Here is a 25,940-nt window from a genome sequence, read left to right as displayed (position 1 = left end):
CCCGGCGACCCCGCCGCGCCCGGCCGCCGCGGGCTCCGCGCCCCTGCCCCCGCCCCGCCCGGCCACGCCCGTGACCGGCCCGCGTCCGGAGGGCGCGCCGCACCGCGCCGCCGTGCCGCCCGCCGCCACCCCCGTCGAGACGACCACGCGGCTGCGGCCCGTGCGGGTGCCGGCGTACGGGGTGGAGGAGACGCCCGTCGAGACGACGACCCGACTGCGGCCGATACGGGAGCGGCGGCCGGGGAGGACCCTGGCCGTCGCGGGGTGCGTCGTGCTCGGGGTCGGGCTGATCGGCGGGGCGCTCGCCGGGGTGTGGCTCGCCGCGAGCGGCGGGGGGAAGCCCGCCGAACCCGCCGGGTACGCCGTCGCCAAGGAGCTCTGGCACAACGCGCCGGTCGACACCCTCTTCCCGCGGACGCTCACCGCGCCCCAGGCCGGGCCCGGCCCCTCCGCCCGTACCTGGACGCGGGTCGTCGTCGCGCCCGACGCGCCCTGCGCCGGCGCCTCCGTCGCCCCCAGGCTGCTCACCGCGCTGCGCCCGCTCGGCTGCGAGCGCGTGCTGCGCGCCACGTACACCGACGCCACCGCCAGCAGCGTCCTCACCGTCGGTCTCGTCTTCACCCGTGCCGAGGTCGACGCCCAGCGCGCCCTCGGCGGCCGCGGACTCGCCGCCCGCCTCGGTCAGGACGTGCCGCCCGCACTGCCGGGACCCGGCACCGTCGCCGCCGGCTTCGGCCAGGCCCAGCGGGCCGGCTGGTGGGTGACCGCCCCCGCCGACCTGCCCGTCGTCGTCACCGCGGTCTCCGGTTTCGCCGACGGCCGCGCCGTCGGCGGCGCGGTCCCCGCCGACCAGGCCATGAAGAAGGGCCGCGCCGACGCCGTCGCCCAGTCCGGCCTCGGCCACGAGGCCCTCGGCATCGCCGAACGCCTGGAGAAGCAGCTCCGCACCACCGCCCTGAACGCGGCGAAGGAAGAGGAACAGCGGTGACCCCGTCCCGTACCCGCGTCCGCGCCGCGGTCACCGCCCCCGCCGCCGTCCTGCTCGCCGCCGCCTTCTCCGTGCTGCCCGCCGCCACGCCCGCCCACGCCGACGCCATCCGCGACCGCCAGTGGGGCCTCGACACCCTCCGTACGGAGGAGGCCTGGCGCACCACCAAGGGCGAGGGCGTGACCGTCGCCGTCCTCGACACCGGTGTCGACGCCCGCCACCCCGACCTCACCGGCTCCGTGCTGCCCGGCAAGGACCTCATCGGCTTCGGCGCCGCCGAGGGCGACCCGCACTGGGCCCGGCACGGCACCGCGATGGCCGGCATCATCGCCGGACACGGCCACGGCTGGGCCGACGACAGCGGCGTCCTCGGCATCGCCCCCGGCGCCCGCGTGCTGCCCGTCCGGGTCATCCTCGAAGGCAAGGACAAGGCCCGCGAGAAGGCCCGCAAGACCCGCGGCACCGCCCTCGCCGAGGGGATCCGCTGGGCCGCCGACCAGGGCGCCGACGTCATCAACCTCTCCCTCGGCGACGACTCGGAGTCCGCCCACCCCGACCCCGGCGAGGACGCCGCCGTCCAGTACGCGCTGGCCAAGGGCGTCTCCGTGGTCGCCTCCGCCGGCAACGGCGGCGAGAAGGGCGACCACATCTCCTACCCCGCCGCCTACCCCGGGGTCATCGCCGTCACCGCCGTCGACCGCTACGGCGGCCGCGCCTCCTTCTCCACCCGCCGCTGGTACGCCACGGTCAGCGCGCCCGGCGTCGACATCGTCATCGCCGACCCCGACCGCCGCTACTACGAGGGCTGGGGCACCAGCGCCGCCGCCGCCTTCGTCTCCGGCGCCGTCGCCCTGGTCCGCTCGGCCCACCCCGACCTGACCCCCGCCCAGGTCAAGAAGCTCCTCGTCGACACCGCCCGGGACCGGCCCGAGGGCGGCCGCAGCGACGCCAAGGGCTACGGCACGGTCGACCCGGCCGCCGCCATCGAGGCCGGCGCCACGCTGAAGGCCGGCGACCCGAAGAGCGCGACCACCGGCTACCGGGGCCAGTACTTCGGCCCCGGGCCCGTCCCGGCAGCCGAGGAGAGCGGTGCCCCGGGTCTGCTCGCCCCCCTCGCCGGCGGCCTCGGCGCGCTCCTGCTGCTGACCGCCGTCGTCCTCCACCGGGCCGGCCGCACCCGCTGACCGCCCGGCGGCCGGAGTCCCGGGCCCGGCCCGTTAGGCTCGGGGCGTGGAGCTCAAGAACATCCCCGACCCCGGTTTCTCCGACGACGACGGCACCGCCGACCCGGCGCTCGCCGCGGCCCTCGCGGCCTGGGCGGAGGACAGAACCGCCCACGGCCCCGTCCTGGAGGCGCTGCGCGGCGCCCGGCTCCTCGTGCCCGTCGTCGCCGTCCTCGGCGAGGTGGAGACCGACCCGGAGACGGGGCTGAAGCGGGAGAAGACCAGCGACATGGCGGTGCCCACGCTGACCGCCGGCGACCGGCGCGGACTGCCCGCCTTCACCTCGATCGCCTCGCTCGCGCTGTGGGACCCGGCGGCCCGGCCCGTCGCCGTCCCGCTCCGGCAGGCGCTCGCCGCCCTCGTCCACGAGAAGGCCGACACCCTGGTCCTCGACATGGCGGGCCCGGTGCCCTACCAGGTGAGCGGCTCCGCGCTGCTGGCCCTCGCCGAGGGCCGCGCCAGCGCCGACCCGCTGGACGACCCGGCGGTCCGGGACGCGGTCCGCGCCGCGCTCGTCGCCGAGCCCGCCGTCCTCCGCGCCCACCTCGGCCCCGGCACCGCCGACGGCACCCTCGCCCTGGTCCTCGCCGAGGCCGCCGCCCCCGCCGAGGCCGCCCAGCGGGTGGCCCGCGCCCTGGCCGCCGACGAAACGCTGAGGGCCCGCCTGGTGCGCGGCCTCGACCTGGCACTGCTGCCGGTCACGGCCACCCCTCCGGGCGAGCCCTTCTACGTGAGGGACTGACCTCCGCGGGTCAGCCGAACACCCGCCCGGTGTACTTCTCGCCCGGGCCCTGGCCCGGCTCGTCGGGGACGATCGACGCCTCGCGGAAGGCGAGCTGGAGGGACTTCAGGCCGTCGCGCAGCGGGGCGGCGTGGAAGGACGAGATCTCCGTGGTGCTCGCGTCGAGGAGGCCGGCGAGCGCGTGGATCAGCTTGCGCGCCTCGTCGAGGTCCTTGTGCTCGTCGCCCTCCTCGGTGAGGCCGAGCTTGACCGCGGCGGCGCTCATCAGGTTGACGGCGACGGTCACGATCACCTCGACCGCCGGGACCTCGGCGATGTCACGGGCCATGGCCTCGAAGTCGGGGTTGTCGCCGGCCTGGTCGGGGGCGGTCGTGGACTCGTTCTGGGGGGTCTCGCTCATGCCCACACGATAATCGGGCGGGCGGTTCGCGCCGACCGCCGGGTCCTGCTAACCTTGTGTAACGACCGGCCGGACACCTGTGTGCCCGGCCCCCAAGTGGAGGCTCCGATCTCCCACCTGACCGCCCTCACGGGTGGCGGGTCACCGGTCAGGTGGCGCCCATCGTTCCGTACGGACGATGGAAGCCGCCCGATGTGCGCCCCGCGGTTCACCGTGGTGGTGCTCCGGTTTGCGTTGGAGCCCCGCCTGTGTACCGTCCCGGGGCGTTTTTTGTGCTCCTGCTCGGTTGGTCGCAGTGATTCACACGTGACGTGTCCGTCCGCCAAGGCGGTCGCGTGGTGCTACCGAGGAGGATCCATCAGCGCCGAGCCCCGCATCAACGAGCGGATTCGCGTTCCCGAGGTGCGTCTTGTCGGCCCCAGCGGCGAGCAGGTGGGCATCGTCCCCCTTGCCAAGGCCCTGGAGCTCGCACAGGAGTACGACCTCGATCTTGTCGAGGTCGCGGCGAACGCCCGTCCGCCCGTGTGCAAGCTCATGGACTACGGGAAGTTCAAGTACGAGTCGGCCATGAAGGCCCGTGAGGCGCGCAAGAACCAGGCGCACACGGTCATCAAGGAGATGAAGCTCCGGCCGAAGATCGACCCGCACGACTACGACACCAAGAAGGGTCACGTCGTCCGGTTCCTCAAGCAGGGCGACAAGGTCAAGATCACGATCATGTTCCGTGGTCGTGAGCAGTCCCGGCCCGAGCTCGGCTACCGCCTCCTGCAGCGCCTCGCCGAGGACGTCCAGGAGCTTGGCTTCATCGAGTCCAACCCGAAGCAGGACGGCCGGAACATGATCATGGTTCTGGGCCCGCACAAGAAGAAGACCGAGGCCATGGCCGAGGCGCGTGAGGCTCAGGCCGCGCGCAAGGCGGAGCGCCAGGGCCTCGCGCCCGAGGCCGCCGCCGAGGCCGATGTCGAGGAGGCTTCGGCCGACACGTCGGCCGAGAACGCCGAGGCGTGATCCGACGGGGCCGCCCCAGCGGCGGCCCCCGGGTTCCGCCCGGTACCACCCAACGAATTGACGCTCCCGGTCGTCCGGTGCCCGCACCGGGGGGAGCGCCACTGACGAGGAGATAACGGCGCTATGCCGAAGAACAAGACGCACTCCGGTGCCAAGAAGCGCTTCAAGGTCACCGGCTCCGGCAAGATCCTGCGCGAGCGCGCCGGCAAGCGCCACCTGCTCGAGCACAAGTCGTCCAAGCTGACGCGTCGCCTCACCGGCAACGCCGAGATGGCCCCGGGTGACGCCGCCAAGATCAAGAAGATGCTGGGCATCTGAGCTTGATCTCCCGCCCTCGGACCCCGAGGGCATCCGGCCAAGACCGGGACCCATCCGTTTTCCGGGTCGTGTGAACACACCACGGCCCCGCTACAAGGAGTAAGAAGTGGCACGCGTCAAGCGGGCAGTCAACGCCCACAAGAAGCGCCGGGCGATCCTCGAGGCGGCCTCCGGCTACCGCGGTCAGCGTTCGCGCCTGTACCGCAAGGCCAAGGAGCAGGTCACCCACTCGCTGGTCTACAACTACAACGACCGCAAGAAGCGCAAGGGCGACTTCCGTCAGCTGTGGATCCAGCGCATCAACGCCGCTGCCCGCCAGAACGGCATGACGTACAACCGCCTCATCCAGGGTCTGAAGGCCGCCAACATCGAGGTGGACCGCAAGATCCTCGCCGAGCTGGCCGTCAACGACAGCAACGCGTTCGCCGCGCTGGTCGAGGTCGCCCAGAAGGCCCTCCCGGCCGACGTCAACGCCCCGAAGGCCGCCGCCTGATCTTCCAGGCCGCAGTACTTTCGCCCGGACCCGCAGGCCACGCGCCTGCGGGTCCGGTGCGTTGACCGCCCTCCACGGAACCTTCCACGGAACCCTCCACGGGACCCCGACGAGACAGAGAGCCCCAGGCACATGTCCACCCCCGAGCTGATCTCCCCGCGTTCCCCGCGCGTCGTCGCCGCCCGGCGGCTCGCCAAGCGCAACTTCCGGGGCAAGGACCGCCTCTTCCTCTCCGAGGGCCCGCAGGCCGTCCGCGAGGCCGTCGCGCACCGGGGCCCGGACGGCGCCCCCACCCTCGTCGAGCTCTTCACCACCGTCGAGGCCGCCGAGCGGTACGCGCCCATCGTCGAGGCCGCCCGCGCCGCCGGCGCCCGCGTCCACCACGCCTCCGACGCCGTCCTCGCCGAGGTCTCCCAGACCGTCACCCCGCAGGGCCTCGTCGGCGTCTGCCGCTTCCTCGACTCGCCCTTCGACGCGATCCTCGCCGCGAAGCCCAAGCTGGTCGCCGTCCTCGCGCACGTCCGCGACCCCGGGAACGCCGGCACCGTGCTCCGCTGCGCCGACGCCGCCGGCGCCGACGCGGTGATCCTCACCGACGCCTCCGTCGACCTGTACAACCCGAAGTCGGTCCGCGCCTCCGTCGGCTCCCTCTTCCACCTCCCCGTCGCCGTCGGCGTTCCCGTGGAGCAGGCCGTCGCCGGTCTCAAGGGCGCGGGCGTCCGCATCCTCGCCGCCGACGGCGCGGGCCGGGACGACCTCGACGACGAGCTCGACGCCGGCACCATGGGCGGCCCCACCGCCTGGATCTTCGGCAACGAGGCCTGGGGGCTGCCCGAGGAGACCCGCGCCCTCGCCGACGCCGTCGTCCGCGTCCCCATCCACGGCAAGGCCGAGAGCCTCAATCTCGCCACGGCCGCGGCGGTCTGCCTGTACGCCTCCGCCCGCGCCCAGCGCCCGCGCCGCGCCGTCTGACCCCGTCCCCGCGCCGTCCGACCCCACCGCGTGGCGTATCCCACCGTTGTGATTCGGCCACCCCGTGTGCTCTTCCGGCTCCCGCCGGTCACCCTCGCCCAGTAGAGTGACGCACTCGGGGCCCACTGCGGTACACGGAGGGGTGGGAGACGGGGATGACGGCCGGTACGGACAGTCCCGCGCGCACCGCGCGGCGAGGCGGCGAGGGGACGCGCGCGCCCGAGGCCGAGGCCTGGTCCGGGATCGACCCCGACGACCTGCCCGACGGGCTGGTCGTCGCCGACGAGCGGGGCCGGGTGGTCTGCTTCAACGCCGCCGCCAGCCGCATCACCGCCGTCCCCGGCGCCGAGGCGATCGGCCTCCCCCTCGACCAGGCCCTGCCCCTGGAGGACCTCAAGGGGCACCGCTGGTGGAGCCTCACCGACCCGTACGGCGGCCTCGCCACCCGGCGCGGACAGCCCGAGCGGAACCTGCTCCTCCCCGGCGGCCGCGAGGTCCTCGTCTCCGCCCGGTACGTCCGCGAGCACCCCACGGGCCCCGTCCGCCGCGTCGTCGTCTCGCTGCGCGGCACCGAGGCCCGCCGCCGCTCCGAGCGCAGCCACGCCGAGCTCATCGCCACCGTCGCCCACGAACTGCGCTCCCCGCTCACCTCCGTGAAGGGCTTCACCGCCACCCTCCTCAGCAAGTGGGAGCGGTTCACCGACGAGCAGAAGCGGCTCATGCTGGAGACCGTCGACGCCGACGCCGGCCGCATCAAGCGACTCATCGCCGAACTCCTCGACATCTCCCGGATCGACTCCGGCCGCCTGGAGGTGCGCCGCCAGCCCGTCGACATCGCCGCCGCCATCGGCCGGCACGTCCAGGTGCACACCACCGGCGGCCAGGCCCCCGGCCGCTTCTTCGTCCGGACCCGCCCCGGACTGCCCGCGCTCTGGGCCGACCCCGACAAGATCGACCAGATCCTCGGCAACCTCCTGGAAAACGCGGTGCGCCACGGCGCCGGAACCGTCACCATCGAGGTGGCGCCCCGCACCGCGGGCGACGACGGCACCGGCGAGGAGGGGACGGAGGTCACCGTGAGCGACGAGGGCCCGGGCATCCCCGAGGAGTCCATGAACCGCGTCTTCACCCGCTTCTGGCGCGGCAGCAAGCGCGGCGGCACCGGACTCGGCCTCTACATCGTCAAGGGCCTCGTCGAGGCCCACGGCGGCACCATCACCGTCGGACGCGGCCCGCGCGGCGGCGCCGAGTTCCGATTTATCCTGCCCGTCGGCGCCCCGGCCCATCTCGTCTGACGTCTCACCCACCGAGACCCGACGGGATCCAGAGCCACCGGGGCCCCCACGGGCTCATCCGCGTGTCCCCACCCCGTTAGACTCGACCTTTGGCACGTTTGCGCCCTTGTCGTCTGTCGTCGAACCGGGGTCGCCCCAGCCACGCCCAACGGAAGCACGGGAAGAGATGTCGGCACCCAATAAGTCGTACGACCCGGTCGAGGTCGAAGCCTTGAAACCGGAAGAGATCGAGCGCATGCGGGACGAGGCGCTCGCCGCCTTCGCCGCCGCCGGCGACCTCGACGAGCTCGCGCACGCCAAGACGGCGCACACCGGCGGCACCTCGCCGCTCGCCCTCGCCAACCGGGAGATCGGCGCGCTGCCCCCGCAGGCCAAGGCCGCGGCCGGCAAGCTCGTCGGCCAGGCCCGGGGCGTCGTCTCCAAGGCGCTCGCCGCCCGCCAGGCCGAGCTGGAGGACGAGCGCGACACCCGCGTCCTCGTCGAGGAGGCCGTCGACGTCACCCTGCCGTACGACCGCGTCCCGGCCGGCGCCCGCCACCCGCTGACCACGCTGATGGAGCGCGTCGCCGACGTCTTCGTCTCCATGGGCTACGAGGTCGCCGAGGGACCCGAGGTCGAGGCCGAGTGGTTCAACTTCGACGCCCTGAACTTCGTGCCGGACCACCCGGCGCGCCAGATGCAGGACACCTTCTTCGTCCAGGGGCCGGAGGGCACCACGGGCGACGAGTCCGGTGTCGTGCTGCGCACCCACACCTCGCCGGTCCAGGCCCGCACCCTCATCGACCGGGAGCCCCCGGTCTACGTGGTGTGCCCCGGCCGCGTCTACCGCACCGACGAGCTCGACGCCACGCACACCCCGGTCTTCCACCAGATCGAGCTGCTCGCCGTCGACGAGGGCCTCACCATGGCCGACCTCAAGGGCACCCTCGACCACATGGTCCAGGCGCTCTTCGGCGCGGACATGAAGACCCGGCTCCGCCCGAACTTCTTCCCGTTCACCGAGCCGTCCGCCGAGATGGACATGCTCTGCTACGTCTGCCGCGGCGAGTCCGTCGGCGACCCGGACCGACCCTGCCGCACCTGCGGCAGCGAGGGCTGGATCGAGCTCGGCGGCTGCGGCATGGTCAACCCGAAGGTGCTCGTCGCCTGCGGCGTGGACCCGGAGAAGTACAGCGGCTTCGCCTTCGGCTTCGGCATCGAGCGGATGCTGATGTTCCGGCACAACGTGGAAGACATGCGAGACATGGTCGAGGGTGACGTCCGGTTCACCCGGCCGTTCGGGATGGAGATCTGATGCGGGTCCCGCTTTCTTGGCTGCGGGAGTACGTCGACCTGCCGGCGACGGAGACCGGCCGCGACGTCCAGGCCAAGCTCATCACCGCCGGCCTCGAGGTCGAGACCGTCGAGCGGCTCGGCGCCGGCCTCACCGGCCCGCTGGCGGTCGGCAGGGTCCTCACCATCGAGGAGCTGACGGAGTTCAAGAAGCCCATCCGCTTCTGCACCGTCGACGTCGGCCAGGCCAACGGCACCGGCGAGCCCCAGGAGATCATCTGCGGCGCCCGCAACTTCGCCGTCGGCGACAAGGTCGTCGTGGCCCTGCCCGGCGCCGTGCTGCCCGGTGACTTCCGGATCGCCGAGCGCAAGACGTACGGCAGGGTCTCGCGCGGCATGATCTGCTCCAGCGAGGAGCTGGGCATGGGCGAGGACCCGAACCACGGGATCATCATCCTGCCCCCGGAGCACGAGGTCGGCATCGACGCCACCGTCCTCCTGGAGCTGTACGACGAGGTCCTCGACATCGCCGTCACCCCGGACCGCGGCTACTGCCTCTCGATGCGCGGTGTCGCCCGCGAGGCCGCCATCGCGTACGGGCTGCCGCTGCGCGACCCGGCGCTCCTCGACGTGCCCGCGCCGAACTCGTACGGCTACCCGGTCCAGATCGCCGATCCGGTCGGCTGCGACCGCTTCACCGCGCGCACGGTCGTCGGCCTCGCCCCCGAGGCCCGGTCGCCGATCTGGCTCCAGCGCCGCCTCCAGAAGGCGGGCATGCGCCCGATCTCGCTCGCCGTCGACATCACCAACTACGTGATGCTGGAGCTGGGTCAGCCGCTGCACGCCTACGACCGCACCCGGATCGACGGCCCCATCGGGGTCCGCCGCGCCGAGGCCGGCGAGAAGATCACCACCCTCGACGGCACGGTCCGCGTCCTCGACGCCGCCGACCTGGTCATCACCGACAACCGCGGCCCCATCGGCATCGCGGGCGTCATGGGCGGTGCCGACACCGAGATCGCCGACCCGGTCACCGACGCCGAGACCGGCGCCGTCACCGGCTCCAGCGAGGTCGTCATCGAGGCCGCGCACTTCGACGCCATCTCGATCGCCCGCACGGCCCGCCGCCACAAGCTCTCCTCCGAGGCGTCCAAGCGCTTCGAGCGAGGCGTCGACCCGCAGGCCGCGGCCGCCGCGGCCCAGCGCTGCGTCGACCTGCTCGTGCTCCTCGCGGGCGGCACCGCCGAGGCCGGCGTCACCGAGATCGCCGCCCCGTCCGCGCCGCGCACGATCACCATGCCGGCGAACCACCCCGACAAGGTCGCGGGTGTGGACTACGGCCGCGAGACCGTCGTCCGCCGCCTCCAGGAGGTCGGCTGCGACGTCTACGGCCAGGACGAGCTCGTCGTCACCGTGCCCTCGTGGCGCCCCGACCTGGGCGAGCCGAACGACCTCGCCGAGGAGGTCATCCGGCTGGAGGGCTACGAGAACCTGCCCTCCACGCTGCCGAAGCCCCCGGCCGGCCGCGGCCTCACCGAGCGCCAGCGCGTCCACCGCCGGGTCGGCCGCGCGCTCGCCGGCGCCGGCTACGTCGAGGCGCTGAACTACCCCTTCATGGGGCAGCAGGTCCTCGACCAGCTCGGCTTCGACGCGGACGACGCCCGCCGCAGGGTCGTCACCCTCGTCAACCCGCTCTCCGACGAGGAGCCCGCGCTCCGCACCACGCTGCTCCCCGGCCTGCTCGGGGCGCTGCGCCGGAACGACAGTCGCGGCAGCCACGACCTGGCCCTCTTCGAGACCGGTCTGGTCTTCCGCCCCGAGGGCGAGCCGAAGGTCGCGGTCCGCCTCCCGGTGGACCGCCGTCCCACCGCCGAGGAGATCGCCGGCGTCAACGCCGCGCTGCCCGCGCAGCCGCGCCGCGCCGCCGTCGTCCTCGCCGGCGCCCGCGAGCAGTCCGGCTGGTGGGGCAAGGGCCGCCCGGCCGACTGGGCCGACGCGATCGAGGCGGCCCGCACCATCGCCGCCGAGGCCGGCGCGGAGCTGCTGATCGACGCCGACCGGCACGCCCCGTGGCACCCGGGCCGCTGCGCCGCCTTCCACGTGGTGATCGACGGGGTCAAGACCCTCGCCGGTCACGGCGGCGAGCTCCACCCGCGCGTCGTCAAGGCGCTGGGCCTGCCGGCCCGCACCTGCGCGATGGAGCTGGACCTGGACGTCCTGGAGAAGGCGAGCGAGGGACCGGTCAAGGCCCCGCGCATCGCCGCCTTCCCGGTCGCCACCCAGGACGTCGCCCTGGTCGTCGACCAGGACGTGCCGTCCGCCGCGGTCGAGTACTACCTGGCCGGCGGGGCGGGCGAACTCCTGGAGTCCATCCGGCTGTTCGACGTCTACACCGGCGACCAGGTCGGCGAGGGCAAGAAGTCCCTGGCGTACGCGCTGAGGTTCCGCGCCGCGGACCGCACGCTCACCGTCGAGGAGGCCACCGCCGCCCGCGACGCCGCGGTCGCCCTGGCCGCCGAGCACACGGGCGCCGTCCTGCGCGGCGCGTAAGCGCGCGGGACACCGTCGGAGGGCCGCCCCGGGACCAGCTTCCCGGGGCGGCCCTCCGGCGTTCCCGCCCCGCCTGACAAGTCCGCGGCCGTGCGGTGCAATGGTGGTGGGAGCCGTCATGGACGTGGCCGTGGAACAGGAACGGGCCCGGGACGCCTTCGCTCGTCGGGCGTGGTCGGGCTTCCGCGCCGCGCTCCCGGACGCCGACCCGGAAGGGTCCTCACGCGGCCCCCGCCGAGCCGCCGCCCGGCGGGACGACCGCGGCCCGTCACCCGAGGGACGTCTCCGGGCGGCTCGCGCCTCTCCTCCGGCCCGGCGGCCACCGCGTACGCCTCCGAGCACGGTCCGGCCGGCCGGAGAGGGGCGGAACGACCCGTCGCCGCCGCATCGCGTGAGGGGGGCGTCCTTTCGGAGCGGCCCCGCCACCCTGATCTCCGGTGCCGGACCCAGGAACGCACGAGGAGGCCCACGATGAACCCCACCGACAGGATGGAACGCATCGAGACCGTCGTCATCGGCGCAGGTCAGGCCGGTCTCTCCACCGGGTACCACCTCGCCCGCCGCCGTCGGCCGTTCGTCGTCCTCGACGGCGGCGCCCGCGTCGGCGACAACTGGCGCTGCCACTGGGACTCGCTGCGGCTGTACAGCCCGGCCAAGCTCGCCTCCCTGCCCGGGATGCGCTTCCCGGCGCCGCCGATGTCCTTCCCCACCAGGGACGAGATGGCCGACTTCCTGGAGACGTACGCCGAGACCTTCGCCCTGCCCGTCCGCACCGGCGAGCGCGTCGCCCGGGTGGCCCGCGGGGGCGGCGGATACGCCGTCGAGACCGGCAGCAGGACCTATCTCTGCGACCACGTCGTCGTCGCCACCGGCACCTTCGGCCGCACTCCGCACGTCCCCGCCTTCGCCGCCGGGCTCGACCCGCGCGTCGCGCAGCTGCACTCCAGCGCCTACAAGAACCCCGGGCAGCTGCGGCCCGGCGGGGTGCTCGTGGTCGGCGCCTCGCACTCCGGCGGGGACATCGCCTACGAGGCCGGGAAGGCCGGCCACCCGGCCGTGCTGAGCGGGACCGTCCACGGCGAGGTGCCCTTCGACATCCACGGCCGGCCGGCGCACGCGATCTTCCCGGTGCTGTGGTTCCTGGCCCGGCACGTGCTGAACCTGCGCACGCCGATCGGCCGCAGGCTGCGCCCCGAGATCAGGGAGCACGGCGGCCCGCTGATCCGGGTCAAGAAGGCCGATCTCGCCGCCGCCGGGGTCGAGCTCGTCCCGGAGCGGACCGTCGGCGTGCGCGACGGGCTGCCGGTGCTCGACGGCGGCCGGGTCCTCGACGTCGCCAACGTCGTCTGGTGCACCGGCTTCCGCCAGGACTTCTCCTGGATCGACCTGCCCGTCACCGGCGAGGACGGCTGGCCGCTGGAGCACCGCGGAGTGGTCGCCACCGCGCCGGGGCTGTACTTCGCGGGCCTGGCCTTCCAGTACGCGTTCGCCTCGATGCTCATCGGCGGCGCCGGCCGGGACGCCGAGTACGTCGTGAAGCATCTGGTGGGGCACCTCGGCTCCGGGGCCGCCGCGGAGCGGCGCGAGGCGGCGCACGCCTGACGGCCGCTCCCGCCCGACGCCTGCGCACCCGTGCGGACCTGCCGCGTCTGTGCGGGTGGCGCGGGTCTGGCGCGGGGCGGCGCGCCGGTGGCGCTCACTCCTTCGGGTGAGATCGCCGGGGGGTGTTCCCCCGTGGTCCGCACGGTCGGCAGAATCGACGCGGCCACAGGGGCGGGCCTGTGTGCCGCAGGGCCTTCGGGCGCTGTCGGGGCTCGGGAAGGGCCGTACATGATCCGTACCAGCCGTGGTGACCGCCTCCGTTCGAGCGCCGTCGGCCGGGCCCGGCTCCGCCGGTCGGCCCCGCTCGCGCTCCCCGTCGGCTGGGGCGTGGTGGCGGTGGCGTGGAAGTTCGGATGTCCGCTGGCCCGGCAGCCGGGGCTGCCGATGCGGATCGCGACCAGCATCGTCTTCCTGACCGTCGGCACGGGGCTGGTCCTCGGGGTGCGGCGGCAGCTGCGGCGCGAGCTGGCGCGGGTGCGGGCGGTGGCGGAGGCGACCCAGCAGGTCCTGCTGCGCCCGCCGCCCGCGCGGCTCGACGGGCTCGCCCTGGCCGCCGGGCAGCTGTCGGCCACCCGTGGCGCCTCGGTGGGCGGTGACCTGTACGAGGCGGTGGCGACGCCGTACGGGGTGCGGATCGTGATCGGGGACGTACGGGGCCATGGTCTCGCCGCGCTGGGCGCGGTCGTCGCGGTGCTGGGGAGCTTCCGGGAGGCCGCGTACGACGAGGTCGAGCTCGGCGGGGTGCTGCGGAGGCTGGAGCGGGCGCTGCAACGGCACCTGCGGGAGCGGGCGCGCGACGAGCATCCGGCGGGCGGCGGAGGCGCGCCCGAGCATCCGGTGGCCGAGGAGTTCGTGACGCTGCTGCTCCTGGAGGTCCGCGCCGACGGGCGGATCGCGGTCCTCGACTGCGGCCACCCCGCCCCGTACCGGCTGGGGCCCCGGCCGGGCCGGCTGCCGGTGGGGGAGCCGCTGCCGCCGCTGGGCGTGCTGCCGCTGCCGGCCGTGCTCGTCCCGTACACCGGTGCCCGGCTGCTGCCCGGCGAGACGCTGGTGCTGCACACCGACGGGGCGGAGGAGGCCCGCGACCACCGGGGGCGGTTCTTCGGCCTGGAGGCGGTGCTCGCCCGCAGTGCCGGCCGGCCGCCCGAGGGCGTCGTCCGGCAGGTGCACGAGGCGCTGCTGCGGCACACCGGCGGTCGGCTCGGCGACGACGTGGCCCTGCTCGTCGTCCGCAACGACCGCGTCCGCGTGCCGGCGCAGCCCGCCGAACCCGGGCTGCGCCGTCCCCGGCCCGCTCCCTCCACCCACTGCTGAGCGGAGGGACCGGGGATACGGGCGCCGCCCGCCCCGCCACGGAGTGTCGGGCAGATCAGCGGGGCGGGCGGCGCGGACCGGGCGGCCGCACTGTACGAGGGGGGAGCCGGCGGCCCGGTCGTTCCTCGCCTTCTCGGCGAGGAGCCCAGTCAAGCGGTACGGCTCGGGTGGCGGCAGCGCGCGCGGACCGGAAGAACGGGTACTTCATTCACACCCCGTGCGAAATCGCACCGGGCGAATTCGGCCACCGCTAGGCTGAGTTCACCGAGCGACCGGAGGGGCCATGCAGCCCAACACCCTGCTGGACGCCCTCCTGGACGAGGCGGGCGTCTCCCACGCCGGGCTCGCCGACCGTGTGAACCGGGCCGGACGGGCCAGGGGACTCGCCCTGCGTTACGAACACACCGCCGTGGCGCGGTGGTTGAAGGGCCAGCGGCCGCGCGGCCAGGTGCCCGACCTGATCTGCGAGGTGCTCGCGGCCCGGCTGCGCCGGTCCGTCACCCTCGACGACATCGGCCTCGGCGTGCCCGGCGGCGGGCCGCCCGCGCCCGGCACCCCGCTCAACGGCTTCGTCGACCGGGCCACCGCGCTGTGGCGTTCGGACGAGCAGCAGCGCCCGTACCTCGCGAGCGCGCCGGCGGTGACCGGCACGCCCGCGGTGATGCCGGTGTGGGAGTGGGAGAACCCGCCGGAGGACACCGACGTCTCCCGGACCGGCCTCACCCGGGTGGAGCCCGCCGACATCGCCCTGCTCAGCGCCGCCCGCGCCCACTACGAGCAGATGTACCGCAAGGCCGGCGGCATCGCGACCCGCGCCCGGATCATCGGCTTCCTCACCACCGAGGCGACACCCCGGCTGCGCGGCTCGTACAGCGACGCGCTGGGCCGCTCCCTGCACCGGGCCACCGGCGGCCTGGTGGCGGTGGCCGGGATCTGCGCCTACGACGCCGACGCCCACGGTCTGGCGCAGCGCTACTTCCACCAGGCGCTGCGGCTCGCCAAGGCCAGCGGGGACCGGGCCTTCGGTGCCTACGTGGTGGCGCTGATGGTCAACCAGTCGCTGCTCCTGGGGGAGTTCCGGCAGGCGGTGGCCTTCGCGGAGGCGGCGCTGCGGGCGGCGGACGGGAGCATCACCCCGGCGCTCGCGGCCGATCTGACGGCGATGCAGGCGAAGGCGTACGCCCGGCTCGGGGACGGGGTGGCGGCGCTCGGCTGCATCGTGCGGGCCGAGCGGACGGCGGAGCGGATCGCGCCGGCGGCGGAGCCGGCCGAGACCGGGTACGTCCAGCCCGGGCTCGTCAACGTGCAGGTCGCGGAGGCCCTCCTCAGTCTGGGTGATCTCGCGGGCGCGTACGAGCACGCGGCGCGGGCGGCCGGGACGCCCTCGCACGACCGGGGCCGGGTGCACCGGCTCGCGCTGCTCTGCCAGGTCGAACTGCGCCAGGGCGAGGCGGACTCGGCGGCGCGCACGGCGGTCGAGATGACCGAGCGGGCGCGCGGGATGGAGTCGCGCCGGCTGCGGGACCGGCTGCTCCAGGCCCGGGAGCACCTGCTGGCCAGTGACGCGGGGGACGCCCGGGAGGCGGCGGCGCTGATCGACGGGGCGTTGCGCGTTCCGCTCTGACCGTTCAGCTGCTGCGATATTGCCACCGAACACGCACCTACCAGTCGGAAGGTGGCAAGAACGTGCAGTGGACGAAAGTAAGTGAGCGCTCCGTCTATGAAAACCGTTGGTTCCGGGTGAACCTCGCGGACGTCGAACTTCCGGACGGCCGCCACCTCGACCACTATCTGATCCGGCTCCGCCCCGTCGCCGTCGCGACCGTCGTCAACGACGCCGACGAGGTCCTGATGCTCTGGCGCCACCGCTTCATCACCGACAGCTGGGGCTGGGAGCTGGCCGCCGGCGTCGTCGAGGACGGCGAGACCCCCGAGGCCGCCGCCGCCCGCGAGATGGAGGAGGAGACCGGCTGGCGGCCCGGGCCGCTGCGCCACCTCCTCACCGTCGAGCCCTCCAACGGGCTCAGCGACGCCCGGCACCACCTCTACTGGACGGACCGGGCCGCCTGGACCGGCCCGCCGGCCGACGGCTTCGAGTCCTCGCGGCGCGCGTGGGTGCCGCTGAAGGAGGTCCCGGAGCTGATCGCCCGCGGCGAGGTCCCGGCGGCGAACATGGCGGCCGGCCTGCTGATGCTGCACCACCTGCGGCTCGGCTGACGGCGCGGTGAAGACGGAACGGCCCGTACCTGTGCGGGGGTACGAGCCGTTCCTGCCGCGGAGAGCGACAACCGTGGGGACGCCGGGGCGTCAGGGGTAGACGTAGAAGCCGGAGCCCGTCTTGCGGCCCAGCCGGCCCGCGTCGACCATCCGCTGGAGGAGCGGGGGAGCGGCGTACAGCGGCTCCTTGAACTCGGAGTACATCGAGTCGGCGATCGAGGCGATCGTGTCGAGGCCGATGAGGTCGGAGAGCTTCAGCGGGCCCATCGGGTGGGCGCAGCCGTACTCCATGCCGTTGTCGATGTCCTCGCGGCTCGCGATGCCGGACTCGAACATCCGGATCGCGGAGAGCAGGTAGGGCACGAGCAGGGCGTTCACGACGAAGCCCGAGCGGTCCTGGGCGCGGATCGCGTGCTTGCCGAGCAGCTTCTCGGCGAAGGCCTGCGCCCGGCTGATCGTGCCCTCGGAGGTGGTGAGGGCGGGGATCAGCTCGACGAGCTTCTGCACCGGGGCCGGGTTGAAGAAGTGGATGCCGATGACGTTGTCCGGGCGGGAGGTCGCCACGGCCAGCTTCACCAGCGGGATGGAGGAGGTGTTCGAGGCCAGGATGGCGTCGGACCGGGTCAGGACCTGGTCGAGCACCTGGAAGATCTCGGTCTTGACCTGCTCGTTCTCCACGACCGCCTCGATGACGAGGTCGCGGTCGGCGAACTCGCCCAGGTCGGTCGTGAAGCTCAGGTTGGCCAGGGCCGTGTCCCGCTCCTCCTCGCTGATCTTGCCGCGTTCGGCGGCCTTGGTCAGCGAGTTCAGCAGCCGGGTACGGCCGATCTCCAGCGCCTCGCCGGTGGTTTCGGCGACCTTCACCTGGAGACCGCTCCGGGCACACACCTCTGCGATGCCCGCGCCCATCTGGCCGCAGCCCACCACTCCGACGCGCTCAATGTCGGCCATGGAGTCCGTCACCTCGTGCCTTTCGCTCTTCTCTGGCGGCGGGCCCCCGTGTGATTCCGGTGCGCACGCCTCGACCCCATGACGTTACTCCGATTCGCGCGATGATCGATCGGTCGGAGGCGGGCATGCTGTCCGTGGGGGTGTGACGTGTCCGACAACGGAGGGGTACAAGTGCGGCCTATCGGGAGAAGAGGGTTCGTGACGACCGCCACGGGAGCGGCATGCGCCGTCGTGGCGGGCGGTGTCCCGGGCGCCGCCGGGGAGCGTGACGCGGAGCGTGGCGGAGGACCGGGACGGGCGGCGCCGAAGAACGCCTTCCGCTTCCGGGGCATGTGGGTGGCGACCGTCGCCAACCGCGACTGGCCGTCCCGCGCCGGCCTCTCCGCGGGCGCGCAGAAGGCCGAGCTCCTGGCCCACCTGGACCGGGCGGTGGAGCGGCGGCTCAACGCGGTCGTCCTCCAGGTGCGGCCCACCGCCGACGCCCTGTGGCCCTCGCCGTACGAGCCGTGGGCGGCGTGCCTCACCGGCACGCAGGGCCGTGACCCCGGCTGGGACCCGCTGGGCACGGCGGTCGCCGCGGCCCACGCGCGGGGCCTGGAACTGCACGCCTGGTTCAACCCGTACCGAGTGGCGAACCACACGGACCCCACCCGGCTCGTGGCCTCCCACCCGGCCCGCCTCCACCCCGGATGGACCGTGGCCTACGGCGGGAAGCTCTACTACGACCCCGGGCTGCCCGAGGTCCGGCGCTTCGTCCAGGACGCCATGCTCGACGCGGTGCGCCGCTACGACCTCGACGCCGTCCACTGGGACGACTACTTCTACCCGTACCCGGTGGCGGGGGAGAGCTTCGCGGACGACGGTACGTACGCCCGCCACGGCAAGGGCTTCCCCGACCGCGCGGACTGGCGGCGGCACAACACCGACCTGCTGGTCTCGGAGATGTCCGCCCGCCTCGGGGAACTCAAGCCGGGCGTCGGGTTCGGCGTCAGCCCCTTCGGGGTGTGGCGGAACATCGCCGACGACCCCTCGGGCTCCGACACCCGCGGCGGCGTGGCGACCTACGACGACCTGTACGCGGACACCCGCAAGTGGATCCGGGAGGGGTGGATCGACCATGTGGTGCCGCAGCTGTACTGGCACATCGGCCACTCCGCCACCGACTACACCACGCTCCTCGACTGGTGGAACGCGGTGGTGAAGGGGACGGGCGTCGGGCTGTACATCGGCGAGGCGCTGTACAAGGCGGGCGACCCGGGCCAGCCCGAGGCGTGGCAGGACCCGAAGGAGCTGTCACGGCACCTCGCGCTGGCCGCCGGGCGGCCGGCGGTCGGAGGGCACGTCTTCTTCGCCGCCAAGGAGGTGACGGAGGACCGCGCCGGCGCCCTCGCCGCCGTCGTGGCCGACCACTATCCGGCCAGGACCCGCGCACCGGGATCCGGGGACCCGGCGTGACGCCCGCGGGCTCCGGGCCCCCGGGCGCCGGTCCTCCCGGTGCCGGTCGCGCGGGCGCCGGTCCTCCCGGCGCCGCTCTCCCTAGTGCTTTTCTCCGTGGTGACGGACGACCGTGTCGGGGCCGGGCGACATGAGGGCCTCGTGACCGTCGTCGTCGAACTTGACCTTGTACGGGGGAGTGCCGTTCTCCCCCAGCACCTGAAGGACCTGGGCCGTGCGGTCGTGCTGACCTACGGTCCGGCCGTGCACCAGCAGCTTGTCGCCCACACTCGCCTGCATCGGGTGACCTCCTCGCGCGCGTAGGGCCTCTGTCTGCCATTGTGACCCAGGTCACGGTGGCCCGTCGCGTCAGCCCTTGGCGCGCTGGGTCACCGCGATGCAGACCAGCACGCCGACCGCCGCGACCGGCGCGGCCAGCGGCAGGGACTCGCCGAGCAGGAAGACCGACCAGAAGAGCGTGAGGAGCGGCTGGGCGAGCTGGAGCTGGCTGGCGCGCGGGATGCCGATCGCGGCCATGCCGCGGTACCAGACGTACAGGCCGAAGAAGGTGGAGCCGGCCGCCACCCAGACCAGGCCGATCACCCCGTGGGCGGTGAGGTGGACCGGTTCGAGGGCGAGCGCCACCGCGGAGGCCGGGACCATCAGCGGCAGGCAGAACACCAGCGCCCAGCCGATCACCTGCCAGCCCGGCATCAGGCGGGCCAGCCGGCCGCCCTCGGTGTAGCCGGCGGCGCAGACGAGCAGCGCGCCGAAGAGGTAGAGGTCGCCGCCGGAGAGCGCGCCGCCGCTCTGCTGGACGGTGAAGGCGATCACGACGGCGGCGCCGGCGACGGCCGCGGACCAGAAGGTGCGGGACGGGCGGCGACCGGTCCGCACGGCCGCGAAGGCGGCCGTGGTGAGCGGCAGCAGGCCCACGACGACGGCGGCGTGCGAGGTGGTGGAGGTCCGGAGGGCGAGCGTGGTCAGCAGCGGGAAGCCCACCACCACGCCACCCGCGACCACCGCGAGCCCGGCCCAGTGGCGCCGCTCCGGCAGCGGGACCCTTCCGGCCAGCAGGAAGGCGCCGGCGATCAGCGCGGCGAGCGTGGAGCGCACGGCCACCAGCGACCAGGGGCCGAAGCTCTCCAGGCCCCACACCGTCGACGGGAAGGTCAGCGAGAAGGAGACCACGCCGAGGAGGGCGAGGAGGGTGCCCTGGGTGCCGGACGCCTCCGCCGCGGCGGGAGCGCTTTCGGCCGTCGTGTCGACCGCTATCGTCATCGGGGCAGTAGCGCTATTCTGTGCTCTCATGCATGAGCGTAGCAGCGTGTTGGAACTGGCGAAATCCCTTAAGGCGGAGCTCGACCGCTACTCTCCGGGTGGAAAGCTGCCGTCGAGCCGGGCCCTCGTCGAGCGCTACCGCGTCTCGCCGGTGACCGTCACCCGCGCCCTCGCGCAGCTCGCCGCCGAGGGACTGGTCGTCACCCGGCCCGGCGCCGGCGCCTTCAGGGCCGAGACCCCCGCCCCCGCCGCCACCGGCGACACCTCCTGGCAGGAGCTGGCCCTCAGCGCCGACGCCGCCACCGAACTCGTCCCCCGTGCCGTCGACGCCTCCGGCGTCCTCGTCACCCTCGCCGCGCCCCCGCCCGGCGTCGTCGAGTTCAACGGCGGCTACCTCCACCCCTCCCTCCAGCCCGAGCGGGCCCTCTCCGCCGCCCTCGCCCGGGCCGGCCGCCGCCCCGGCGCCTGGGGCCGGCCGCCCACCGACGGCCTCACCGAGCTGCGGGAGTGGTTCGCCCGCGAGATCGGCGGCGGCGTCACCGGCGCCGAGGTCCTCATCACCGCCGGCGGACAGTCCGCCCTGACCACCGCGCTGCGCGCGCTCGCCGCGCCCGGCACCCCCGTGCTCGTCGAGTCGCCCACCTACCCCGGCATGCTCGCCGTCGCCCGGGCCGCCGGACTGCGTCCGGTGCCCGTGCCCACCGACGCCGACGGCATCCGCCCCGACCTCCTCGAAGCCGCCTTCCGCGCCACCGGCGCCCGGGTCCTGGTCTGCCAGCCGCTCTTCCAGAACCCCACCGGCGCCCTCCTCCCGCCGGACCGCCGCCGCGAGGTCGTCCGCATCGCCCGCGCCGCCGGCGCCTTCGTCGTCGAGGACGACTTCGCCCGCCGACTCGTCCACGAGGACGCCGGACCGCTGCCGCCGCCGCTCGCCGCCGACGACCCCGACGGCGTCGTCGTCCACGTCTGCTCGCTCACCAAGATCACCTCGGCGAGCCTCCGCGTCGGCGCCCTCGTCGCCCGGGGCCCCGTCCTGGAGCGGCTCCGCGCCATCCAGGTCGTCGACAGCTTCTTCGTCCCCCGTCCGCTCCAGGAGGCCGCGCTCGAACTCGTCGGCGCCCCGGCCTGGTCCCGCCACCTGAGGACCGTCTCCCAGGAGCTCAAGGCCCGCCGCGACATCCTCACCGCCGCCGTCGCCCTCCGGCTCCCCGAACTCGCCCTGCCGCACGTCCCCTCCGGCGGCTACCACCTCTGGCTCCGCCTCCCCGACACCCTCCCCGAGTCCGCCCTCCTCGCCGCGGCCCTCCGCGCCGGCGTCACCGCCGCGCCCGGCCGGCCCTACTTCTGCGCAGAGCCGCCGGCCGGTCACATCCGGCTGAGTTTCGCGGGTGTCGCCGGCCCCACGGAGATCGCCGAGGGCGTCCGCAGGCTCCGGACCGCCATGGACGAACTCCTTCCGTGACACCGGGCGGGCCGGAGGCGGGCGGCGGTGACGCGGGGAGGGCCCCGACGGGACGGAAAACCCGTCTGACACATGCCGCGCGCCCTGGCATCCTGCGGCCATGACCCAGACGACCGCCTCCGTACCCGCCGCCACCCCCGTCGTCCTCCACGGGACGTACGAGATCTCAGCCGACCCGGCCCGCCTCGACGCCGCCCGCGTCCACCACTGGCTCTCCACCGATTCCTACTGGGCGGGCGGCCGACCTCGGGAGAAGCAGGACCGGGCCATCGCCGGCTCGCTCAACTTCGGCGCCTACCACCGCGACACCGGGGAGATCGCCGCCTACGCGCGCGTGGTCACCGACTACGCCACCTTCGCCTGGCTCTGCGACGTCTACGTCGACCGGCCGGCCCGGGGCACCGGACTCGGCACCGCCCTCGCCACCGCCGTCCGCGACCACCTGGAGCAGTACGGGCTGCGCCGGATCATGCTCGCCACCGCCGACGCCCACGGCATCTACGAGAAGCTCGGATTCACGCCACTGCAGAATCCGGACAAGTGGATGGCTCTCGGGCAGCAGTGAACCGGGGCCTCCCGGTCCCCCCTGCGCGCCCCTTGACCCGGCGCCCCACCGGCCTCACCATCGCGGCCATGGGTCTTCGGGTCACGCTGGTCGCGGCGGCGCGCAGTTCCTCCCTGCTCGCCGAACGCTTCGACGACGACCGGCCGCTCGACGAGGCCGGCTGGTACGAGGTGCAGCAGGCCGCGCCCGCTCTCCTCCCGCTCGGCGCGGCCGAACTCCGCTACTGCTCCCCGACCCCGCGCAGCCGGGCCACCGGCACGGCCCTCGGCTACGCCCCGCTCGTCCAGCCCGCGCTGCGCGACTGCGACATGGGCCGCTGGCGCGGACTCACCCTCGCCGAGGTCGCCGCCCTCGAACCGGCCGCCGTCGACGCCTGGCTCGCCGACGCCCGCTCCGCCCCGCACGGCGGCGAACCCCTCCTCGCCTTCATCTCCCGCATCGGCGGCTGGCTCGACACCCGCCCCGCCGACGACGCCACCGTCGTCGCCGTCGCCGAACCCTCCGTCGTCCGCGCCGCCCTCGTCTACGCGCTCCGCGCCGCGCCCGCCACCTACTGGAGCGTCGACGTCCGCCCCCTGTCGACCGTCACCCTCCTCGGCCGACCCGGCGCCTGGCACCTCCACCTGGACGCGCCGGCGCTGCGCTGAGCCGCCGCGGGCGAGGGCGCCGCCCAGGCCCGGGCGGACCGGCTAGCCTGGGGGCACGATGAACCGTTTGACCACGTCATGGGGCGACGTCACGCTCACCCGCCACCCCGAGGACCCGCGCGATCCGCTGCGCGCCTGGGACGCGGCCGACGAGTACCTGTTGAACCATCTGGCCGAGACCGGCACCGACCTCTCCGGCACCGTCGCCGTCCTCGGCGACCGCTGGGGCGCCCTCGTCACCGCGCTGTCGGCGGCGGGGGCCGGGGAGCTCGTCCAGATCTCCGACTCGTACCTCGGCCGCGAGGCCACCCGCGCCAATCTCGCGCGGGCCGGCGTCGCTCCCGGCGCCGTCCGGCTCCTCACCACCCAGGACCCGCCGCCCGCGCGGATCGACGTCCTGCTCGTCCGCGTCCCCAAGAGCCTCGCGCTCCTGGAGGACCAGCTGCACCGGCTCGCCCCCGCCGTCCACGCGGACACGGTGGTCGTCGGCACCGGCATGGTCAAGGAGATCCACACCTCCACCCTGACCCTCTTCGAGCGGATCCTCGGGCCCACCCGCACCTCGCTCGCGGTGAAGAAGGCCCGGCTGATCCACACCACCCCCGACCCGGCCGCCGCGCCCGGGCCGAACCCGTGGCCCCACCGGTACGCGCTCCCCGCCGACACGCCCGCGCCCGGACTCCCCGGCCGCACGGTCGTCAACCAGGCGGGCGTCTTCTGCGCCGACCGCCTCGACATCGGCACCCGCTTCCTCCTCGGCCACCTGCCCCGGGGCCTCGGCCGGGCCAGGGTGGCCGACCTCGGCTGCGGCAACGGCGTCGTGGGCCTCGCCGTGGCGCTCGCCGAACCGGAGGCCGAACTGCTCTTCACCGACGAGTCGCACCAGGCCGTCGCCTCCGCGGAGGAGAACTTCCGCACCCACGCGGGGGAGGAGCGCAAGGCCGAGTTCACGGTCGGCGACGGGCTCGCGGACGTCCCCGCCGGCTCCCTCGACCTCGTCCTCAACAACCCGCCCTTCCACAGCCACCAGGCCACCACCGACCGCACCGCCCGCCGCATGTTCTCCGACGCGCGGCGCGCGCTGCGCCCCGGCGGCGAGCTCTGGGTCGTGGGCAACCGTCACCTCGGCTACCACGTCACCCTCCGCCGCATCTTCGGCAACGCCGAACTGGTGGCGAGCGACCCGAAGTTCGTGGTGCTGCGCGCGGTCAGGCGCTGACGCCCGTCAGGTCCCGGGGAAGACCACGTCCAGCGCGCGGACCGGCCCCTCGCCCGTCGTGACGAGGAGGCCGACGACGCGTCCCCGGCCGAATCCGAAGGCCACCGCCGCGACCGGCTTCCCGGCCGCGAACACCACGAGGCCGGCCTCGCCCTCCACGAGGGCGGGCCGGACCACGCCCCCCGGCCGCGCGAGCACCGCGGCCGCCTCCGCGGCCACGGCGGCGGCCCCGTGCACGGGGCCCCGCTCGGTGTACGCCACCGCCTCGGGGGCCAGCAGGCGGGCCAGGGCCGCCGCGTCCCGCGCGCGTGCGGCCGCCAGGAAGGCGTCCACGAGCGCCCGCCGCCCGCCGGTGTCCCCGCGCCTGCCACCGCCCCTGTCACCGCTGCCGTCCCGGCCACCACCGCCGTTCCCGCCCCGCAGTCGCTCCCGCGCCCGCCGGGCCCGGCGGGCGGCGTCGGCGGGGGAGCAGCCCAGGACGCGGGCGGTCTCCCCGGGCGGCAGCCCGAAGACGTCGTGCAGGAGGTACGCGACCCGCTCGCGCGCCCCGAGCCGTCCGAGCACGGCGAGAAAGCCCAGCAGAACCGCCTCGTCCAGGCCCTCCACGGCCGCCTCTTCCGGCGTCCCCTCCTCCCCCTCCCGCACGCCCGCGTGCCCCGCGCCGTCGAGGCAGGCGCGGGCGACGAGGGCCGTCGACCAGGCACGGGCCGTCGCCGGCGCGTCCGCCCCGAGCCCGGCCCGGACCCGCGCGAGCACGGCCCCCGCCTCCCGCTCCGCCCCGGCGCCCAGCAGGCGCAGCGCCACGCCCCGCAGCCGTTCCTCGTCGGCGTCGAACCACGCGTCCAGCGCGGTCACCACAGCGTCGTCGTGCATGGGGCCTCGTTTCCCGTCAGGTGCCTTCACCGGTCTGACGGGCCGACCGGGACCTTTGTGACGCCGTCCCCGACGACGCCGTCGGCTTCCCGGGAGGCGACACGGGAGGCGGCCGGCCGCGCCGGTGGGCGGGGCGGGTCAGCCTTCCAGCGCCGCGAGCTCCCGGTCGGCGCGTTCGGCGACGAGGGCGAGGACGCGGCCGGCGGCGGCCAGGTCCTCGGCGGGGATCCCGCCCCAGACGCGGGCGGTGAGGGGGGCGGTCTCGGCGGTGACGGCGGCGAGCAGTCCGCGGCCCGCGTCCGTGGGGATCAGGTGCGGGCCGTCGCCGGCGAGCAGTTCCCCGGCCCGGAGCGCGTCGACCGCGGCCCGGGCCTCGGCCTCGCCGGCCTTGAGGGTGGTGCGGACCGTGGCGACCAGCTCGGCCGGGGTGCGCGGGGCGTCGGCGGTGACGGCGGCGCGCAGCGCGATCTGCTCCACGAAGGTGACGCCGTGGCGGGCCAGGACGTGCTCCAGGACGCCTCGGGCCGCGTAGTGGGCGAGGCCGAGCATGCGGGCGTCGGCGGCGGGTGCGGTGGTGGTCATGGTGGTGCCCCCTAGGTGGTCTCGTCGTCGGGTGGGGAAGGAACGAGGGGTACGTCGAGCAGGGTCGTCAGCTCCTCGGTGAACGCGTGGACGCGCTCGGCGTCCAGGCCGCCCAGTGGTGCGAGGAGCTGCCGGTGCAGGTCCTGCACCACGTCGATGGCGCGGCGGGTGACGTCCCGGCCCTCCTCGGTGAGGGCGAGCTGCACGGCGCGCGGGTCCCGGGGGTCGCGGGCGCGCTCGACCAGGCCGGCCGTCTCCAGGGCGCGGGCCAGCTTCGAGACGTACAGCGCCTCCAGGCCCGTGTGGTCGGCGAGCCGTCGCTGGCTCGGCCGCTCACCGGCGCGTCCCATGCCGTACAGCGACGCGACCACCGAGTACTGCGCGTGGGTGAGGCCCAGCGGGGCCACCGCGCGGTCGACGGCGACCCGCCATTTGTTGGCGAGCCGCCACACCAGAAAGCCGGGCGTGGGGCCCGGGGAACCCTTGCTCATGGCAAACAGAGTACATGGCTACTATGTCCATGGCTACTAAA

General features: G+C 74.6%; 26 protein-coding genes. 19 read left to right on the top strand and 7 right to left on the bottom strand.

The annotated features are described in order from the left end of the window. The 3 genes from ACFQ8C_RS05785 to ACFQ8C_RS05775 all read left to right on the top strand — a co-directional run. The coding region (locus ACFQ8C_RS05785) for a hypothetical protein (RefSeq protein WP_383452619.1) at positions 1 to 988 on the top strand (988 nt) is incomplete at its 5' end. Next, the gene (mycP, locus tag ACFQ8C_RS05780) at positions 985 to 2,172 is read left to right on the top strand and encodes a type VII secretion-associated serine protease mycosin (RefSeq protein WP_383452617.1); all 1,188 of its coding nucleotides are present in this window, start codon (positions 985 to 987) and stop codon (positions 2,170 to 2,172) included. The genes ACFQ8C_RS05785 and mycP, both read left to right, overlap by 4 nt. Before the next feature lie 46 nt (positions 2,173 to 2,218). After that, a complete protein-coding gene (locus tag ACFQ8C_RS05775) occupies positions 2,219 to 2,953 on the top strand; it encodes an SseB family protein (RefSeq protein WP_383452615.1) in 735 nt (244 codons plus the stop codon). 10 nt (positions 2,954 to 2,963) lie between these two features. On the opposite strand, the gene ACFQ8C_RS05770 is transcribed toward ACFQ8C_RS05775, so the two are convergent. Continuing rightward, entirely contained in the window at positions 2,964 to 3,353 is a 390-nt protein-coding gene (locus tag ACFQ8C_RS05770; RefSeq protein WP_383452613.1) for a DUF1844 domain-containing protein, read from the bottom strand. A 306-nt stretch (positions 3,354 to 3,659) separates the two neighbouring features. On the opposite strand from ACFQ8C_RS05770, the gene infC reads away from it, so the two are divergent. The 11 genes from infC (at position 3,660) to ACFQ8C_RS05715 (ending at position 16,394) form a co-directional block, all read left to right on the top strand. Beyond that, a complete protein-coding gene (infC, locus tag ACFQ8C_RS05765) occupies positions 3,660 to 4,361 on the top strand; it encodes a translation initiation factor IF-3 (RefSeq protein ID WP_383452612.1) in 702 nt (233 codons plus the stop codon). Positions 4,362 to 4,484: 123 nt separating this feature from the next. Further along, positions 4,485 to 4,679 carry a 50S ribosomal protein L35 gene (gene rpmI / locus ACFQ8C_RS05760; protein WP_015032399.1) on the top strand — a complete coding sequence of 65 codons (195 nt, stop codon included), beginning with the start codon at positions 4,485 to 4,487 and terminating at the stop codon, positions 4,677 to 4,679. Between the two features lie 106 nt (positions 4,680 to 4,785). Then, entirely contained in the window at positions 4,786 to 5,172 is a 387-nt protein-coding gene (gene rplT, locus ACFQ8C_RS05755; protein ID WP_043227974.1) for a 50S ribosomal protein L20, read from the top strand. Positions 5,173 to 5,304: 132 nt separating this feature from the next. Beyond that, a complete protein-coding gene (locus ACFQ8C_RS05750) occupies positions 5,305 to 6,144 on the top strand; it encodes a TrmH family RNA methyltransferase (protein ID WP_383452611.1) in 840 nt (279 codons plus the stop codon). Between the two features lie 155 nt (positions 6,145 to 6,299). After that, on the top strand, positions 6,300 to 7,439 hold the full coding sequence (locus tag ACFQ8C_RS05745) for an ATP-binding protein (protein ID WP_383452609.1): 1,140 nt from the start codon (positions 6,300 to 6,302) through the stop codon (positions 7,437 to 7,439). Positions 7,440 to 7,605: 166 nt separating this feature from the next. Next, entirely contained in the window at positions 7,606 to 8,733 is a 1,128-nt protein-coding gene (gene pheS, locus ACFQ8C_RS05740; RefSeq protein WP_383452607.1) for a phenylalanine--tRNA ligase subunit alpha, read from the top strand. Continuing rightward, positions 8,733 to 11,261, top strand: coding sequence for a phenylalanine--tRNA ligase subunit beta (gene pheT / locus ACFQ8C_RS05735; RefSeq protein WP_383452605.1), 2,529 nt, complete (start codon positions 8,733 to 8,735; stop codon positions 11,259 to 11,261). The genes pheS and pheT overlap by 1 nt, the downstream gene beginning before the upstream one ends. 471 nt (positions 11,262 to 11,732) lie before the next feature. Beyond that, a complete protein-coding gene (locus ACFQ8C_RS05730) occupies positions 11,733 to 12,863 on the top strand; it encodes a flavin-containing monooxygenase (protein ID WP_383452603.1) in 1,131 nt (376 codons plus the stop codon). 228 nt (positions 12,864 to 13,091) lie between these two features. After that, entirely contained in the window at positions 13,092 to 14,177 is a 1,086-nt protein-coding gene (locus ACFQ8C_RS05725; protein WP_383452601.1) for a PP2C family protein-serine/threonine phosphatase, read from the top strand. Positions 14,178 to 14,460: 283 nt separating this feature from the next. After that, positions 14,461 to 15,801 (top strand): transcriptional regulator, encoded by a 1,341-nt coding sequence (locus ACFQ8C_RS05720; RefSeq protein WP_383452599.1) that lies wholly within the window; start codon positions 14,461 to 14,463, stop codon positions 15,799 to 15,801. A gap of 62 nt (positions 15,802 to 15,863) precedes the next feature. Continuing rightward, a complete protein-coding gene (locus ACFQ8C_RS05715) occupies positions 15,864 to 16,394 on the top strand; it encodes an NUDIX hydrolase (protein WP_383452597.1) in 531 nt (176 codons plus the stop codon). 90 nt (positions 16,395 to 16,484) lie between these two features. Here the strand turns inward: ACFQ8C_RS05715 and ACFQ8C_RS05710 are convergent, their stop codons facing one another. Then, positions 16,485 to 17,345, bottom strand: coding sequence for a 3-hydroxybutyryl-CoA dehydrogenase (locus ACFQ8C_RS05710; protein ID WP_383452595.1), 861 nt, complete (start codon positions 17,343 to 17,345; stop codon positions 16,485 to 16,487). Positions 17,346 to 17,543: 198 nt separating this feature from the next. Between ACFQ8C_RS05710 and ACFQ8C_RS05705 the strand changes: the two genes are divergently transcribed. Continuing rightward, the gene (locus ACFQ8C_RS05705) at positions 17,544 to 18,800 is read left to right on the top strand and encodes a glycoside hydrolase family 10 protein (protein ID WP_383452593.1); all 1,257 of its coding nucleotides are present in this window, start codon (positions 17,544 to 17,546) and stop codon (positions 18,798 to 18,800) included. Between the two features lie 81 nt (positions 18,801 to 18,881). On the opposite strand, the gene ACFQ8C_RS05700 is transcribed toward ACFQ8C_RS05705, so the two are convergent. Together ACFQ8C_RS05700 and ACFQ8C_RS05695 are read right to left on the bottom strand one after the other, a co-directional pair. Next, positions 18,882 to 19,079, bottom strand: a complete 198-nt coding sequence (locus ACFQ8C_RS05700) for a DUF1918 domain-containing protein (protein ID WP_383452591.1) — start codon at positions 19,077 to 19,079, stop codon at positions 18,882 to 18,884. A gap of 69 nt (positions 19,080 to 19,148) precedes the next feature. Then, positions 19,149 to 20,090: a DMT family transporter gene (locus tag ACFQ8C_RS05695; protein ID WP_383452589.1), complete on the bottom strand. Its 942-nt coding sequence runs from the start codon at positions 20,088 to 20,090 to the stop codon at positions 19,149 to 19,151. On the opposite strand from ACFQ8C_RS05695, the gene ACFQ8C_RS05690 reads away from it, so the two are divergent. The 4 genes from ACFQ8C_RS05690 (at position 20,089) to ACFQ8C_RS05675 (ending at position 23,953) form a co-directional block, all read left to right on the top strand. Next, on the top strand, positions 20,089 to 21,522 hold the full coding sequence (locus ACFQ8C_RS05690; protein WP_383452587.1) for a PLP-dependent aminotransferase family protein: 1,434 nt from the start codon (positions 20,089 to 20,091) through the stop codon (positions 21,520 to 21,522). The genes ACFQ8C_RS05695 and ACFQ8C_RS05690 overlap by 2 nt on opposite strands. A 100-nt stretch (positions 21,523 to 21,622) precedes the next feature. Next, positions 21,623 to 22,087, top strand: a complete 465-nt coding sequence (locus ACFQ8C_RS05685; RefSeq protein WP_383452585.1) for a GNAT family N-acetyltransferase — start codon at positions 21,623 to 21,625, stop codon at positions 22,085 to 22,087. Positions 22,088 to 22,155: 68 nt separating this feature from the next. Further along, entirely contained in the window at positions 22,156 to 22,734 is a 579-nt protein-coding gene (locus tag ACFQ8C_RS05680) for a histidine phosphatase family protein (protein WP_383452583.1), read from the top strand. A gap of 67 nt (positions 22,735 to 22,801) precedes the next feature. Then, positions 22,802 to 23,953 (top strand): methyltransferase, encoded by a 1,152-nt coding sequence (locus ACFQ8C_RS05675; protein WP_383452582.1) that lies wholly within the window; start codon positions 22,802 to 22,804, stop codon positions 23,951 to 23,953. A gap of 6 nt (positions 23,954 to 23,959) precedes the next feature. On the opposite strand, the gene ACFQ8C_RS05670 is transcribed toward ACFQ8C_RS05675, so the two are convergent. The 3 genes from ACFQ8C_RS05670 to ACFQ8C_RS05660 form a co-directional block, all read right to left on the bottom strand. Beyond that, complete coding sequence (locus tag ACFQ8C_RS05670; RefSeq protein WP_383452580.1) at positions 23,960 to 24,826, bottom strand: sigma factor-like helix-turn-helix DNA-binding protein; 867 nt, start codon at positions 24,824 to 24,826, stop codon at positions 23,960 to 23,962. Between the two features lie 138 nt (positions 24,827 to 24,964). Continuing rightward, positions 24,965 to 25,408, bottom strand: a complete 444-nt coding sequence (locus ACFQ8C_RS05665) for a MarR family transcriptional regulator (protein ID WP_383452578.1) — start codon at positions 25,406 to 25,408, stop codon at positions 24,965 to 24,967. A gap of 11 nt (positions 25,409 to 25,419) precedes the next feature. After that, positions 25,420 to 25,899, bottom strand: a complete 480-nt coding sequence (locus tag ACFQ8C_RS05660; RefSeq protein ID WP_383452576.1) for a MarR family winged helix-turn-helix transcriptional regulator — start codon at positions 25,897 to 25,899, stop codon at positions 25,420 to 25,422. Between the last annotated feature and the right edge of the window lie 41 nt (positions 25,900 to 25,940).

Source organism: Streptomyces sp. NPDC056503 (assembly GCF_042794995.1).
Classification (GTDB): domain Bacteria; phylum Actinomycetota; class Actinomycetes; order Streptomycetales; family Streptomycetaceae; genus Streptomyces.
This window is presented reverse-complemented; position numbering and strand designations above follow the sequence as displayed.

Excerpts from the sequence above, each read along its gene's own strand:
- ACFQ8C_RS05770 (WP_383452613.1), bottom strand. The coding sequence starts at position 3,353 with ATGAGCGAGACCCCCCAGAACGAGTCCACGACCGCCCCCGACCAGGCC.
- rpmI (WP_015032399.1), top strand. The coding sequence starts at position 4,485 with ATGCCGAAGAACAAGACGCACTCCGGTGCCAAGAAGCGCTTCAAGGTC.
- ACFQ8C_RS05750 (WP_383452611.1), top strand. The coding sequence starts at position 5,305 with ATGTCCACCCCCGAGCTGATCTCCCCGCGTTCCCCGCGCGTCGTCGCC.
- ACFQ8C_RS05745 (WP_383452609.1), top strand. The coding sequence starts at position 6,300 with ATGACGGCCGGTACGGACAGTCCCGCGCGCACCGCGCGGCGAGGCGGC.
- pheS (WP_383452607.1), top strand. The coding sequence starts at position 7,606 with ATGTCGGCACCCAATAAGTCGTACGACCCGGTCGAGGTCGAAGCCTTG.
- pheT (WP_383452605.1), top strand. The coding sequence starts at position 8,733 with ATGCGGGTCCCGCTTTCTTGGCTGCGGGAGTACGTCGACCTGCCGGCG.
- ACFQ8C_RS05730 (WP_383452603.1), top strand. The coding sequence starts at position 11,733 with ATGAACCCCACCGACAGGATGGAACGCATCGAGACCGTCGTCATCGGC.
- ACFQ8C_RS05725 (WP_383452601.1), top strand. The coding sequence starts at position 13,092 with ATGATCCGTACCAGCCGTGGTGACCGCCTCCGTTCGAGCGCCGTCGGC.
- ACFQ8C_RS05720 (WP_383452599.1), top strand. The coding sequence starts at position 14,461 with ATGCAGCCCAACACCCTGCTGGACGCCCTCCTGGACGAGGCGGGCGTC.
- ACFQ8C_RS05710 (WP_383452595.1), bottom strand. The coding sequence starts at position 17,345 with ATGGCCGACATTGAGCGCGTCGGAGTGGTGGGCTGCGGCCAGATGGGC.
- ACFQ8C_RS05700 (WP_383452591.1), bottom strand. The coding sequence starts at position 19,079 with ATGCAGGCGAGTGTGGGCGACAAGCTGCTGGTGCACGGCCGGACCGTA.
- ACFQ8C_RS05690 (WP_383452587.1), top strand. The coding sequence starts at position 20,089 with ATGCATGAGCGTAGCAGCGTGTTGGAACTGGCGAAATCCCTTAAGGCG.
- ACFQ8C_RS05695 (WP_383452589.1), bottom strand. The coding sequence starts at position 20,090 with ATGAGAGCACAGAATAGCGCTACTGCCCCGATGACGATAGCGGTCGAC.
- ACFQ8C_RS05685 (WP_383452585.1), top strand. The coding sequence starts at position 21,623 with ATGACCCAGACGACCGCCTCCGTACCCGCCGCCACCCCCGTCGTCCTC.
- ACFQ8C_RS05680 (WP_383452583.1), top strand. The coding sequence starts at position 22,156 with ATGGGTCTTCGGGTCACGCTGGTCGCGGCGGCGCGCAGTTCCTCCCTG.
- ACFQ8C_RS05670 (WP_383452580.1), bottom strand. The coding sequence starts at position 24,826 with ATGCACGACGACGCTGTGGTGACCGCGCTGGACGCGTGGTTCGACGCC.
- ACFQ8C_RS05665 (WP_383452578.1), bottom strand. The coding sequence starts at position 25,408 with ATGACCACCACCGCACCCGCCGCCGACGCCCGCATGCTCGGCCTCGCC.
- ACFQ8C_RS05660 (WP_383452576.1), bottom strand. The coding sequence starts at position 25,899 with ATGAGCAAGGGTTCCCCGGGCCCCACGCCCGGCTTTCTGGTGTGGCGG.